Source organism: Mycobacterium sp. Root265 (genome assembly GCF_001428895.1).
In the GTDB taxonomy this organism is placed as follows: Bacteria; Actinomycetota; Actinomycetes; order Mycobacteriales; family Mycobacteriaceae; genus Mycobacterium.
Map to the genome: position 1 here is coordinate 58315 of NZ_LMJA01000033.1, position 12297 is coordinate 70611.

13 protein-coding genes are annotated in these 12297 nt (G+C 65.0%); 3 read left to right on the plus strand and 10 right to left on the minus strand.

Annotated features, from left to right (window positions below; all coding sequences use genetic code 11):
* The first annotated feature begins 17 nt into the window (after positions 1 to 17).
* Positions 18 to 665, plus strand: coding sequence for a helix-turn-helix domain-containing protein (locus ASE48_RS30900; protein WP_057171035.1), 648 nt, complete (start codon positions 18 to 20; stop codon positions 663 to 665).
* A 142-nt stretch (positions 666 to 807) separates the two neighbouring features.
* Here ASE48_RS30900 and ASE48_RS33615 read toward each other — a convergent pair whose 3' ends face one another.
* From ASE48_RS33615 to ASE48_RS30935, 7 genes are all read right to left on the minus strand, one after another.
* The gene (locus ASE48_RS33615) at positions 808 to 1665 is read right to left on the minus strand and encodes a hypothetical protein (protein WP_235571765.1); all 858 of its coding nucleotides are present in this window, start codon (positions 1663 to 1665) and stop codon (positions 808 to 810) included.
* A 2-nt stretch (positions 1666 to 1667) separates the two neighbouring features.
* Positions 1668 to 1928, minus strand: a complete 261-nt coding sequence (locus tag ASE48_RS30910) for a hypothetical protein (RefSeq protein WP_156409454.1) — start codon at positions 1926 to 1928, stop codon at positions 1668 to 1670.
* Positions 1929 to 1980: 52 nt separating this feature from the next.
* Positions 1981 to 2577: an Imm61 family immunity protein gene (locus ASE48_RS30915; RefSeq protein ID WP_057171037.1), complete on the minus strand. Its 597-nt coding sequence runs from the start codon at positions 2575 to 2577 to the stop codon at positions 1981 to 1983.
* Positions 2578 to 2643: 66 nt separating this feature from the next.
* Positions 2644 to 3168, minus strand: coding sequence for an Imm61 family immunity protein (locus tag ASE48_RS30920; protein WP_057171038.1), 525 nt, complete (start codon positions 3166 to 3168; stop codon positions 2644 to 2646).
* Positions 3165 to 5963, minus strand: coding sequence for a TNT domain-containing protein (locus ASE48_RS30925; RefSeq protein WP_057171039.1), 2799 nt, complete (start codon positions 5961 to 5963; stop codon positions 3165 to 3167). Before ASE48_RS30925 ends, ASE48_RS30920 begins: the two co-directional genes overlap by 4 nt.
* Positions 5964 to 5967: 4 nt before the next feature.
* Positions 5968 to 6258 carry a WXG100 family type VII secretion target gene (locus ASE48_RS30930; RefSeq protein ID WP_082614554.1) on the minus strand — a complete coding sequence of 97 codons (291 nt, stop codon included), beginning with the start codon at positions 6256 to 6258 and terminating at the stop codon, positions 5968 to 5970.
* Positions 6258 to 7082 carry a WXG100 family type VII secretion target gene (locus ASE48_RS30935; protein ID WP_057171040.1) on the minus strand — a complete coding sequence of 275 codons (825 nt, stop codon included), beginning with the start codon at positions 7080 to 7082 and terminating at the stop codon, positions 6258 to 6260. Before ASE48_RS30935 ends, ASE48_RS30930 begins: the two co-directional genes overlap by 1 nt.
* Before the next feature lie 231 nt (positions 7083 to 7313).
* Between ASE48_RS30935 and leuA the strand changes: the two genes are divergently transcribed.
* Positions 7314 to 9119, plus strand: coding sequence for a 2-isopropylmalate synthase (leuA, locus tag ASE48_RS30940; protein ID WP_057171041.1), 1806 nt, complete (start codon positions 7314 to 7316; stop codon positions 9117 to 9119).
* Here leuA and ASE48_RS30945 read toward each other — a convergent pair.
* Positions 9005 to 9700, minus strand: coding sequence for a class I SAM-dependent methyltransferase (locus ASE48_RS30945; protein ID WP_082614575.1), 696 nt, complete (start codon positions 9698 to 9700; stop codon positions 9005 to 9007). The two genes, leuA and ASE48_RS30945, sit on opposite strands and share 115 nt — an antisense overlap.
* Before the next feature lie 73 nt (positions 9701 to 9773).
* Here ASE48_RS30945 and ASE48_RS30950 point away from each other — a divergent pair, with 73 nt between their 5' ends.
* Positions 9774 to 10634, plus strand: coding sequence for a helix-turn-helix transcriptional regulator (locus ASE48_RS30950; protein WP_057171042.1), 861 nt, complete (start codon positions 9774 to 9776; stop codon positions 10632 to 10634).
* On the opposite strand, the gene ASE48_RS30955 is transcribed toward ASE48_RS30950, so the two are convergent.
* Both ASE48_RS30955 and ASE48_RS30960 read right to left on the minus strand, forming a co-directional pair.
* Positions 10621 to 11610 (minus strand): DEDDh family exonuclease, encoded by a 990-nt coding sequence (locus ASE48_RS30955; protein WP_057171043.1) that lies wholly within the window; start codon positions 11608 to 11610, stop codon positions 10621 to 10623. The two genes, ASE48_RS30950 and ASE48_RS30955, sit on opposite strands and share 14 nt — an antisense overlap.
* A 65-nt stretch (positions 11611 to 11675) precedes the next feature.
* Positions 11676 to 12263, minus strand: a complete 588-nt coding sequence (locus ASE48_RS30960) for a TetR/AcrR family transcriptional regulator (protein ID WP_057171044.1) — start codon at positions 12261 to 12263, stop codon at positions 11676 to 11678.
* Positions 12264 to 12297: the final 34 nt, after the last annotated feature.

A 12297-nucleotide genomic window follows, 5' to 3' on the forward strand; every position in this document is an offset into this window, starting at 1 on the left:
ACGACAGGGGGCCGGCCGTGAGTGACGTTCCGCTGCTGCGCAACCAGTCCGGAACGGCTCGCGAGCGGGATCCGCACGAGCCGGTCGAGGAACTGGAGTTCGAGGCGGCGATCGGCCGCAATGTGCGCCAACTGCGCCAGCAGCACGGGCTGACGGTCGCGGAAATGGCGGCCCGGGTCGGCATCTCGAAGGCGATGATGTCCAAGATCGAGAACGCGCAGACCTCGTGCAGCCTGTCCACCCTGGCGCTGCTGGCCCGCGGCCTGGACGTGCCCGTGACCAGCCTGTTCCGGGGTGCGGACGTGGAACGCCCGGCCGCCTTCGTCAAGGCCGGCACCGGCGCGGAGATCGTGCGCAACGGCACCAAGCAGGGCCACGAGTACCAACTGCTGAGCTCATTGCGCGGGGAGCACAAGCGCCTCGAGTGCCTGCACGTCACGCTCACCGAGAAGAGCCAGACCTACCCGCTGTTCCAGCATCCCGGCACCGAGTTCATCTACATGCTCGAAGGGGTGATGGACTACAGCCACAGCCGGTCGGTGTACACCCTGCATGCCGGCGACTCGTTACAGATCGACGGGGAGGGCGCGCACGGGCCGGTAGATCTGGTCGAGCTGCCCATCCGGTTCTTGTCGGTGATCGCGTTCCCGGATTCGCAGGTGTAAGTCAGTCACCCGGGTGTGCCGCGGTTTCATCCGGGCTGCTGGATCAGTCGGTGACCGCGTTCGCGGCGTCGGCAGGAAGTCGGGTGGATAGGCCGTTAGTTCGTTTCGGATCAACAGCACGAGTGTCAAGAGACGTCTCGGTTCATTCGCGTCGCACCTCCTCAACGACAATGTCTTCGAAGTCCTCTGGAGCGAACAATCCGGTCCAGCACATGTGTTGATCACCTTTCAGACCGAGTTGTTTGGCCACGTTAGGGGCGCCCACGAAATCGACACTGACCTGCCCATCGGAACGTTGCGACTGGATTGAAACAGAGTGTCCAGCGACTACTCCGGTCACCCGCATATGGACTATTTCGTCGACGGACGTTCTCGGGACTTTGGCCCATGTCTTGTACGTCCGAGTTTCTCGTCGACCGGAGGCCCCTCGCTGAAGAACGTCAGGTATCTCGACTTCGGGATCGGCTTGTAGCGCCACCCAGTCATCGCTGCTGAATGCGATTGGATACCGCTTCGCTCGGTAGACCGCGACCGCCCCGGTTGACGGCACCTCAATGAAGTCGTCCACTTTGGCCGGTTCCGGACCGTACACGGCGAGGACTCCCATGCAAGCTTCGTCGTAGTAGGCGTCGATACAAGATCTGACCCGGCCTAACGGCTTTGCATAGCTCTCCGGCCCGGTCGGAACGAAGGAGACTGGGCCGTCGCACGGCAAGGCCGGACGCGGCGTAGCGAATCTGGTCAGCGCACTCCACTTCTTCGAATCGCCGAGCAGTCCGAATTCATTCGGCGCCTCAGCCGGACCGATCATGCAGCCGATTTCGCCCGCGGCCTCCCACATATAGATCTGGAGCTTGCAGTTCAATCCCCGGAAATAGCAGATTGCGAGATTACGGCCCCCTTCATCAACTCCGTCGAAGACACCATCAAACACGAGGTTGAACTTGGCCAACGTCGCGCCAATTTTACGGTGCACTTCGCCCTCGAATCCTGAAGTCACTGTTACCGTCCCGAGTCGACGGACAATGTCCCAGACAAGAGTTGGCTGTAAGTCAACCGACCAAGTAGATGGAAGCACGCGTCGGATTCAGTCTCCAGGCAGGCAAGGTTGTTTTTCGAACCTCGCTCGTACCAGTAGGTCTCCCACCTGCCATCATCGGCTTGCTCTATACACCAGGAAAATTCCGCGCGCCCGCCTAGCGCCAGCACATCGCCGGCAATCGCAATGGCGTCCAGTGCTTTGGCCAGTTCATTCAGGTCCACGAACATCTCTTTTCAGCCATTGGACTGCATGGTTTGGTGGAGGCCCGCATGCTCACTCCAGGCGAGCGGGCACAAGCCCAGGCCCTAATTTCTCTCTGACCGTGAACAACGGTTGCCCAGTCGGGTTCAGATACGAGGACTTGACTGCCTCAACGCTCGATGCGAGATAGTAAGAGAGACAAACCAACTCCGCTGTACCGGCTATCCGGCCAGATGTGGTCAGTGCAATAGCCGAGCCCTTGGCATCGACTAGCGCCAGGTTTTCTCGTTCATCAAACGTCGCGGTCCTTAGGCTGTATCCGCCGACCGCGTCATCGGCCGAACGCGGATATTTCAAAACCGGCAATTTGAGCGAACTTCGCAGGGACAAGCCGAACTTTCCGTAGAAGTACAGTTCGATCAAGTGCATGGACTCAGCGGCAAACTCAAGTGTCTCGTCGGACATCCGCTCGGAAGATGTCACGCAGAACCACCCGCTTGCATGGCCGCCGACGAAGTAACGGATCTCGCCGTGGTTAGCCCAGATTACGGTTCTTCCATCGTCGTCCACATCGTCACGCAGAGGGGGCTGCGATCCCTGATTGACCTCGCAGCCAGCCCGAGTTGCCCAGTCCGCCAAGTCATCAGACACCTCTACAACGACAGTCATCGGCGTATCCCTATACTTTCGCTCAGTTCGCTATAACCCGGCACCGACAAGCGAACTCGGACTATCTCAATGAGTCCTGTACTGCCCTTCACTCAACAACGGCGATCCTTCTTCATTGAGGAAGGCCTGCTCCAGTTCAACGATTGTGAGCTGTAGGTAATGCGACAATGGAACAAGAACCAGCATGCTCAATGTCTTGTCTCGCGCCATCGCTACAGGACCTTCGCCGTCTCGGCTCAGCGTCCGAAAACCATCGGACATCTCGTCGAGGTGATAGCCAGTAGCCAAGTCCGACGATTTGTAGGGCAACCGCAGGAAGGGCAGCGCCGCTTCATCGCGAATTGTCACACCGAACACCTCCACCAAGTGATGCTCCAGAACTTCTCTTGAAGAGGCGCGGAGCATGAAGCGCTCATCCTCGCCGCGGCTCGCAAAGCTGAGTTCCCACCAGCCGTCCTGCCGCTCTCGGACGTAATAGCGATTCTCGCCACCTTCTGAGTACAGAACCAGCGCGTCGGCATCGTCGGTGGAGTGGTACCCCGCACGCTGTGCCCATGCGGTGATGTCGGATGACAATCGAGGAGGTGTCATTGCAGAATCCCTAGTCCCTTCAGACGCGGTATCAGTACCGCGTTGCCGTCAGCGTCGAGAATACGAACCTGCGTGCCTCCGCCGTCGCGACCAAACGCCGGCGCCACTTCTGACACTTCAACCGTCCATCCATCGGGCAGGTCGCCAGACATCTCGAACTGGTGATAAGGCTGCGTCAAGCTGTAGATGGGTAGAGACCTTTGCTCAAATGTTGCAGGAATCCCGTCTGACATGACGGCTAGATAGTCGCCTTCAAACTTTCCGATCCGGTCGACCTCCAGGTTGCCGTCCAGTGTGCCGAAGTCACGGATAAACGCATCCAATCTGTCGTACACCAGCCTGGTCTCTGGAACCGCGCCTGCATTCGGCGGCCAGTTCTGCCAATGATCGCCGTTAGGTCCACTCTTGTTATAGACGGACTCGTATTGATCCTGTGAAAGCGGGCTTCCGTCATCATCTCGGCCCCACGGCGCATCGGGATCAGAAATCAGACCCCGGACCTCCGGCGCGATGACGTCCGGGTAGTCGCCATAGGTCCAATGCTCATCCAACGGGTGGCGCCCATAGTCAACGTCGATCTCGTCGTTGTCTAGACGATGCCACCCGTCGCCACGTTGCGCATCGGAATGGAGCGGGTTCGAATGGCCGCCGACGTCTCCATCCGATGCCGCCGCCTCTGGTGCCGCGCCACTTACACCGGAAGAGTCAGAGGTCCCAGAGTTACCTCCGTCATCCTTCGATTGTCCGCCGCCATCATTCGGCGGATGTCCAGTAGGCGCTTCGTTCTCGGGATCGCTCTGCTTCAGATCAGGTTCGGACAGCGATCCGTCACCGCTGGTGTGGTGCGGTGAACTGTCAGTGTTGGACGATCCACCTGTCGGACTCGATGCCCGATCGTCGGGTGACGGTCCGCCCGACCCACCACCGCTCGCGGAAGACCCGCCACCCGGACCATCCCCGCCGCCCGCAGGACCAGCCCCCGAAGGCGACTGGCTCGGCCCACTCGAGCCGGGAGAATCACCAGGCGAGCTCATCGACGGGGACAACGGCGCGCCGCCCGACGGCTTGCTGGGGCCGTCACCACCGCTCGAACTGGGCGAACCACCCGTCGGGACAGGACCGTTGGACGACGGACCCCCGCTGCTGCCGCTCGGACTCGGCGAGCCTCCCGTCGGCGCGGCACCGTTCGACGACGAACTACCCGGCCCAGCACCGCCTCCGGACTGGCTCGGTCCCGAACCGTTGGTTGACGGCCCGGTCGGCGCAGGGCCGCCACCGGAGCCGGACCCCGGCGAGGTCGGCGATGTCGGGGTGGGGCTCGACGGACCACCGCCTGGGCTGTTCGGTCCCAGCACCGAGCCTGGAATTCCGGGCGGCGGGGTGAACTCCGGGATGTTGGGCGCGGCAGGCGCATCGGGAAGTTCGGGTGCATCCGGCACCCGGTTGCCACCCAGTCCCGGCAGACGGCCGAGCCCCTCCAGTCCCCCACCGTCGAGCAGACGACGGGTTGCGGCCAGTCCCTTCGCGACCGAACCGCCCTTGGCCAGCGCACCCCCGGGAATGAACAGCGATCCGATGTTGCCGAGAGCCTCACCGACGCCGCGTGCCGGATTGTCGCCGGTGATCTCATCCCAGGCGATGAACTCGCTGCCGGACTGAAGAAGGACGTCGTCGATCATCGTCGGATCCTTGGCGATCATGATCGCGGTGTCCGCCAGGCCCTTCCAGGTGTCGGGATCGGCGAGGGCCACGGTGCCCGAAACGAGGCCGATCACCGCGATCCCGAGGCCGGCCTGCAGGTCGGTGGAGATCTTGACGGCGTCGGCCAGCGCGTTGCCGACATCGTCGCCGAAAGCCCCCACCAGGACGGGTCTTATCCACTTCTGGAAAGAATCGGCTGCCTCGCCCAGCAAGGTCTGTAGCTCGGAGAGCAACCCGAGGACACCCTGAACCTGATTCTGGAAGTTCTCCAGCACATTGCCGACGTCTTCGGCGATCTCGCGCAGGACCTTGTCACCGTCGCCGCTGAGTAACCCGGTCACGGTGTCCCAGAGGCCGTCGAGCGACAGCCGGTCCAGCAGGTCGCGGATGGAGTCCTGGGTCTCCTGTACGCCCTTGGCGAAATCGCTTATGGTGGTGGCCATCTGGTCGCCGAAGCTGGCCAGGTTGGTCGCGCCGTCACCCAGATCCTTGAGGGCCTTGTTGATCTGCTCGACCTCGGGGATGTTCTGAGCCCCTGCAGCAGCGGCGGCCCCGGCCAGTGCGGGCTCGAACACTTTCAGACCCCGACCGATGTTGGCCCATTGCGCCGCAGTCAGATTCATCATCGAGGCGTTGCCGGTGGGCCATGTCATTGCGGCCCCGAACAGTGGAATCATGTTCAGGAACGGCTGGATCATCCACCATTTCGACGGCGGAGGAACGATGCTTCCGTTGGGTGCGTAGGGCGCATCGCCCGCCGTGGTCTCCGCCTGCTCACCGCTGACACTGCCCGACGGTCCCGGCCCGCCGGCGGTCGATGCGGCGTCGGCATTCTTGTAATTGAAGCCCGTCGCCTCCAGCAGCATGCCGACGCTCTTGAAGGCGTTGGCCAGCTGCGCCAGTTGCTTCCCGAATTCGTCGGCCTGGCGGCCGTAGGAGATCCCGAAGTTCAACCCTGCCGGATCCGTGCCGGACGCGATGCCGTCAGACAGTGTCTGCCCCATGGCGTCCGACAGCGCACCGAGTTGGGCGCCAAGAGAGCCGACCTGTTTCCCCGCATCGATGAGCGCCTGCGGTTCTACTTCAATCCGCACGCGATCAGCCCGCCCACATCTTCTCGTTCTTGTCCACCGCGTCGGTGTAGTTCTTGTGCGCGTTTTCGGCGACCTTGCGCAGCGCCTCCAACGACGTCCTCATCTGCTCGGCGCCGTCCTCCCACTGCTGCTGGGACTGCTGCTGAGTTTCGGACGCCTGCCCCTCCCAGTTGGCCCGCAGAGCGGCCATCGCCTGGTCGATCTCCTGCAGTACCTCGTCGACCTCACGACCGAACTGCGCCATGTGATCGATGGCCCCCTGCAGCTGCGGGAAATCCACCACCAGCTTCGTCATCAGAGGCTCCTGCCTGGTGTTGCCTCCGGCCCGGACGTCCCGGCACCCTCACGGGGTGCCTCGACCGGTGCCGGACCCACCGGCGCCTCGCCGCCTTCCGCACCTGCGGGTGCGTCAGCGGGCTTCTCCGCGGACTCGGTCTCCTGGGCTTCCTGTGTCTGCTCGGCCTCCGCGGCGGCCGCCTGCGCCTGTTGCGCCACCTGGGTGGCCAGCTGCACCGCTTGTTGCGCGGCACCGGCGGCCATGGTCCCGGCCTGCATCAACCCGCCCGCCACCTGACCCGCAAACTGGGCGGGGATACCGGCGGCCTGCGACATCGGGGCCATCGCCGGGCCGAGATTCATCTGATCCGCCAGACCGGACGGTGAGTCCGTCGGACCGCCGGTCTCACCGCCGCCGCCGCCGACGTTCTGCTCAGCACCGGAATCCCCCGAGGCAGGAGCGGTTACTCCGGCCGGGGCGCCGCCAGCCGACGGGCTCGCACTTCCCCCACCGGTCCCCGCCCCGGAGCCGCCACCGCCCTGCATGGTCGACCCGAGCGCGCCGCCGGCCTGCTCATCGGCTGTCTCGTAGCTCTGGGCAGCCGCTTGCAGGGCATCCGACATGGTCTGCAGCGCGCGCACCACCTGGCCCGCGCCGTTGTGCCACTGTTCCCAGTACTTGTCGAAGGCCGTCGCCGCCTCGCCCTTCCAGCCGGACGCGAGCAGGTTGCTGGTCTCCAGATCGACCGACGAAAGCCCATCCTGCAGACGTTGTCCCGCGCCCCGCAAACGGTCCGCTGCCAGGTGCAGCTCCGAGGTGACAACCTCGACCGACTCGCCCATCCGACCCCCGAATTCGTAGCTTCTCTAGCACCCTAAGCCGGGTTCGGGGCCCCGACTTGCACCAATTCCGGGCGGCCGTTTTGGCCCTGAACCCACCCGGAGTACAGTTGCCTGCGTGCAGCGGGTGCTCCTTCTCGGACGCCGCGACGGGGTCTGATCCAGACTGGCCTCCCGTCGCGGGTATTCGCGATGCGCCGGTCTGAATCCCCCAATAGACCCGGAGCCAACATCATGACCACCCCAGATATCTCATCTGACGCCTTCTCCTCCGTCCGCGCGATCAGCACCCCGGCCGGACCCCGCAACCCCGGCCAGCCCTCGTGGAACACCCAGCGCGCATCCTCGATGCCGGTGAATCGGTACCGCACCTTCGCCGAAGAGGTCGAGAACGTCACCCTGACCGATCGCACCTGGCCCGACAAGGTCATCGACACCGCCCCGCAGTGGTGCGCGGTGGACCTGCGCGACGGCAACCAGGCCCTGATCGACCCGATGAGCCCCGCGCGCAAGCGCCGCATGTTCGACCTGCTGGTCCGGATGGGCTATAAGGAAATCGAGGTCGGCTTCCCGTCGGCCAGCCAGACCGATTTCGACTTTGTCCGCGAGATCATCGAGCAGGGCGCCATCCCCGACGACGTGACCATCCAGGTGCTGACCCAGTGCCGACCCGAGCTGATCGCGAAGACCTTCGAGGCGTGCGCGGGCGCACCCCAGGCGATCGTGCACTTCTACAACTCGACCTCCATCCTGCAGCGCCGGGTGGTCTTCCGCGCCGATCGCGAAGCGGTGAAGAAGATCGCGACCGATGGCGCCACCATGTGCGTCGAGGAAGCCAAGAAGTACCCGGACACCAAGTGGCGCTACGAGTACAGCCCGGAGTCCTACACGGGTACCGAGCTGGAATACGCGGTGGACGTCTGCAATGCCGTTGCCGAGATCGTGCAGCCGACTCCCGACGTACCGCTGATCGTCAACCTGCCGGCCACCGTCGAGATGGCCACCCCGAACGTGTACGCCGATTCCATCGAATGGATGAACCGGCATCTGGCACCGCGGGACAGCATCATCTTGAGCCTGCACCCGCACAATGACCGTGGAACTGCCGTCGCTGCAGCCGAATTGGGCTATCAGGCCGGGGCGGACCGCATCGAGGGCTGCCTATTCGGCAACGGTGAGCGCACCGGCAATGTCTGTCTGGTGACGCTGGGCCTGAACCTGTTCAGCCGTGGCGTCGACCCGCAGATCGACTTCTCCAACATCGACGAGATCCGCCGAACCGTCGAGTACTGCAACCAGCTGCCCGTGCACGAACGCCACCCCTACGGTGGCGATCTGGTGTACACCGCGTTCTCCGGCAGCCACCAGGACGCCATCAACAAGGGCCTGGATGCGATGAAAGTCGCTGCCGACGAAGCGGATTCCGACGTTGACGACATCCTGTGGCAGGTGCCCTACCTGCCGATCGACCCCAAGGATGTCGGGCGCACCTATGAGGCCGTCATCCGGGTGAACTCGCAGTCCGGCAAGGGCGGGGTCGCCTACATCATCAAGGCCGATCACGGTCTGGCGCTGCCGCGGCGGCTGCAGATCGAGTTCAGCCAGGCCATCCAGCAGATCACCGACGGCGAGGGCGGCGAAGTGTCGCCCAAGGAGATCTGGGACGTCTTCTCCGAGGAGTACCTGAAGCCGATCGTTCCGCTGGAGCGGATTCGGCAGAAGGTCGATGCGGCCGAGGAAGACGGCGGCACCGACACCATCACCGCAGTGGTGAAGGTCAACGGTGAGGAACGCGAGATCGTCGGTGCCGGTAACGGTCCGCTGGCCGCGTTCGTGGACGCGATCGGCGCGGTCGGCTTCCAGGTGAACGTGCTGGACTACTCCGAGCACGCACTGTCGGCCGGCGAGGAGGCGCAGGCCGCGGCTTACGTCGAGGCCTCCATCGGCGGCAAGACGGTGTGGGGTGTCGGTATCGCCACGTCCATCACCACCGCCTCGCTGCGCGCTGTGGTCTCCGCAGTGAACCGCGCGGCGCGGTAGAAGCCCGCCTTCCCCGCGAACCGAAGCTGCCGGGTGCCGAGTTCGGCCACCTCGAAACCGATGCTGCACAACAGTTCCGGTAGACCGTCATCGTGCACGTCAACGATGTGCATGCTGCCGCCCGGACGGAGCACCCGGTAAGCCTCGCGCAGTGCCTCGGCCTTCACGTCGCGGTCGAGGTGATGCAGCATCATCGAGCTCAGGACCCGATCGAACGATTCGTCGGCGTAGGGCAGCCGTTGCGCGTAGACCTGCTCGAAACGAACGTCGGCGGTTCGAGCGATCTTTCGCCGGCCCCGCGCCAGCGCCCGGGGGTCCGGGTCGGTGGCGGTCACGTGCGCGGTGGGCTGCAGCCGCATGATCCTCGTGGTGAGGTTGCCGGTACCACAGCCGATTTCGAGGACCTTCACCTCACCGAACAGTTCGGCCTGCCCGGCCAGCGTGTCATAGCCCGGCGACATACCGAACACCCGGGTCATCAGGTCGTAGAGGGGCAGCAGCAGGTCGTTGCCGGTGGCGGGAAGGTAATCGTGCGTGTTGCCCATCCGCGCGGTGATGAAATGTGGATGATCTTTCGTCATGCCTACCATCGTCTAACCAGCGACGGCAGATGTGTTGACCGATCTTCGGCGCAACTAGGACTATCTTTGGTAGATGGCAGCACCGGCCCGACTCGCCCGCCACCGCGACGGCGTACCGGTCTACGCCTACGCCGTCGGACTCGACACGCCACCGGTATCGCTGATCCGTCTGCGGGCCGGAGAACTGCCCGAGTCCCGGCCGCATATCCACGACTTCCCAGCACTGACCTACTTCCCGGCTTGCGGCACCGTGTTCGTCGCGGCCGCCGGCGAAGCGGTCGACCCCACCCGGGTGGGCTCCCGGTCCGACGCGACCGGGGTCTTCTTCGACCCCGCCGCACTCGGTGCCGGCGCCCGCTCACCCTGGCCGACCTGGCGAGCCCACCCGCTGTTGTTCCCGTTCCAGCATGAGCACCGCGGCGGCATGCTCGAACTGCAGGTGCCTGTCGACCGAAGACCGTTCTGGGACAATGCCATCGAGTCGATCAGCACCGAACTCGGCACCCGCCGGGACGGCTACCGCCAGGCGGCACTGGCACATCTGACCCTGCTGCTGATTGACCTGGCCCGCCTCGCCGACGACGTCGTCGACGATCTGGCTGTGCGCGGCACGTCGGTGGTCGCTGAGGTCCTTGCTGTGATCGAGCGTCGTCTCGCCGAACCACTGTCGCTGCGCGAGGTGGCCGATGAACTCGGCCTCACTCCCGGCCACCTGACCACCGTGGTGCGCCGACGCACCGGGCGCACGGTCGGGGACTGGATCCTCGACCGCAGGATGTCCGAGGCGCGGGTGCTGCTCGCCGAGACGGACCTGCCGATCTCAGAGGTCGCGCGCCGCGTCGGGGTCCCCGACCCCGGGTACTTCGCGCGACTGTTCGGCAGGGAACACGGTGTGACGCCGCGCCGTTGGCGGGCCGGCGTCAGAACAGTGTGAACTGGTCGCCGTCCCCGGTGGTGTCGGTGAACTCCTCGACATCGGTGCCACCGACGGCCTGCCCGATGAGCGCCATGAACTCGGCATCGCCCATCAGCGGGATGCCCTGCTCGACCGCCTGATAGCCCTTGCCCTGTTCTGGTGCGGGGTCATTGCACACCACCAGGGAGGTCTGCTGATCGACGTTCTCCGCATAGGCCAGGCCGGCATCGATGATCCGCTCGATGACCTCTTCGTGGGTGTGCGTCATCTCCGCCGAGAGCGCGATGCGCATGCCCTGTACCAGGGGGCGTCCGGCGACGTAGAGCCCCGGGTTCAGGTGGTCGCAGGGCATCCGTGCCGCCAGCACCTTCAGCGGACGCAGCTCGTCGTGGGTGATCTGACCGTTGGGCCAGATCCGGCGGCTCACCGAGCGGATCGGCAGCCACGATTTGCGCTCCCGCGCCTGCACCAGCGCGGGCTTGAGGATCTGTGCGAGCACCAGGGCATCGTCGAGCGCATCGTGTGGGCGCAGCTGGGTGGCCCCCCAGTGCCGGGCCAACGTCTCCAGACGCAGGTTCTCGGTACCCAGATTGAGCCTGCGGGCCAGTTCGACCGTGCACATGACGGTGTCGACCGGCAGTTGGGCGCCGACGAGTTCGGCCTCGGCGGCCAGGAACGCGTAGTCGAACGCGACATTGTGCGCGACCAGCGTCCGGCCGTGCAGCACCTCCATGAGCTGCGCTGCGATATCGCCGAACGTGGGCTGGCCCTCCAGCATCTCGGCGGTCAGGCCGTGCACATGGGTGGGGCCGGGGTCGACGCCGGGGTTCAGCAGGGAGGAGACGCTGTGCTCGACGCTGCCGTCGTCACCGACAGCCAGTGCGGCAACGCTGACGACACGAGCCTGGCCCGGCCGGAACCCGGTCGTCTCCACATCCACGACGGCCCACCCGGCGCCCGCGTCGGCCGCCGGTCGGCCCCAGCACTGGCTCATAACCCGAGGATGGCACGGTGGTCTGACAACACCGGATCGCAGCGGCGCGTGTCGGCCGCCGAATTTCACCGGGTGAAGACGCCGGCCGCCACCGCAGCCAGCGTGGCAGCGGCTGCGCGATCGGCATCGGCCCGGCGCAGTGGTGCCGTATCGGTCAGTAGGCGGTAGTACAAGGGCGCGGACAACTGCCGGATCACCTCGGCAGGGTCGGTTCCCGCCGGCGCCTGGCCGCGAGTGACGGCATCCGTGACGATCGGTGCCATCTCCTCGACGCGGATCCGATAGAACCCCGCCAGCGCCTCCGCAGTGCGGACATCGCAGGTCCCGGCCGCAAGGATCGCCTTGAACAGGCTGCCCTGTCGACGGTCGGCCAGGGTCCGTTGGATGAGCCTGGCCACGCTCAGCAGATCCTCTTGGAGACTTCCCGTGTCGGGGCGGCGCTGCGAGGTTTCGGCCATGTCCACGAGCAGATCGTCGACGATGGCGCTCACTGTCCCCCAGCGCCGGTACACGGTGGACTTACCCACGCCCGCCCGCTCGGCCACCGCGGTCAACTCCAGTGCCACCAGGCCCGACTCGATGAGTAGATCTGCGGCAGCGGTCAGCACGGCCGCGCGTACCGCTGCTGTCCGCCCGCCGGGCCGCGTCGTCACTCCTCGATCTTAACGGGACGGGAGTGTCTTTAAA

What these genes read in the sequence shown, in the direction of transcription:
- ASE48_RS30915 (WP_057171037.1), bottom strand. Translation starts at nt 2,577, where the DNA reads ATGACTGTCGTTGTAGAGGTGTCTGATGACTTGGCGGACTGGGCAACT.
- ASE48_RS30920 (WP_057171038.1), bottom strand. Translation starts at nt 3,168, where the DNA reads ATGACACCTCCTCGATTGTCATCCGACATCACCGCATGGGCACAGCGT.
- ASE48_RS30930 (WP_082614554.1), bottom strand. Translation starts at nt 6,258, where the DNA reads ATGACGAAGCTGGTGGTGGATTTCCCGCAGCTGCAGGGGGCCATCGAT.
- ASE48_RS30935 (WP_057171040.1), bottom strand. Translation starts at nt 7,082, where the DNA reads ATGGGCGAGTCGGTCGAGGTTGTCACCTCGGAGCTGCACCTGGCAGCG.
- leuA (WP_057171041.1), top strand. Translation starts at nt 7,314, where the DNA reads ATGACCACCCCAGATATCTCATCTGACGCCTTCTCCTCCGTCCGCGCG.
- ASE48_RS30945 (WP_082614575.1), bottom strand. Translation starts at nt 9,700, where the DNA reads ATGACGAAAGATCATCCACATTTCATCACCGCGCGGATGGGCAACACG.
- ASE48_RS30950 (WP_057171042.1), top strand. Translation starts at nt 9,774, where the DNA reads ATGGCAGCACCGGCCCGACTCGCCCGCCACCGCGACGGCGTACCGGTC.
- ASE48_RS30955 (WP_057171043.1), bottom strand. Translation starts at nt 11,610, where the DNA reads ATGAGCCAGTGCTGGGGCCGACCGGCGGCCGACGCGGGCGCCGGGTGG.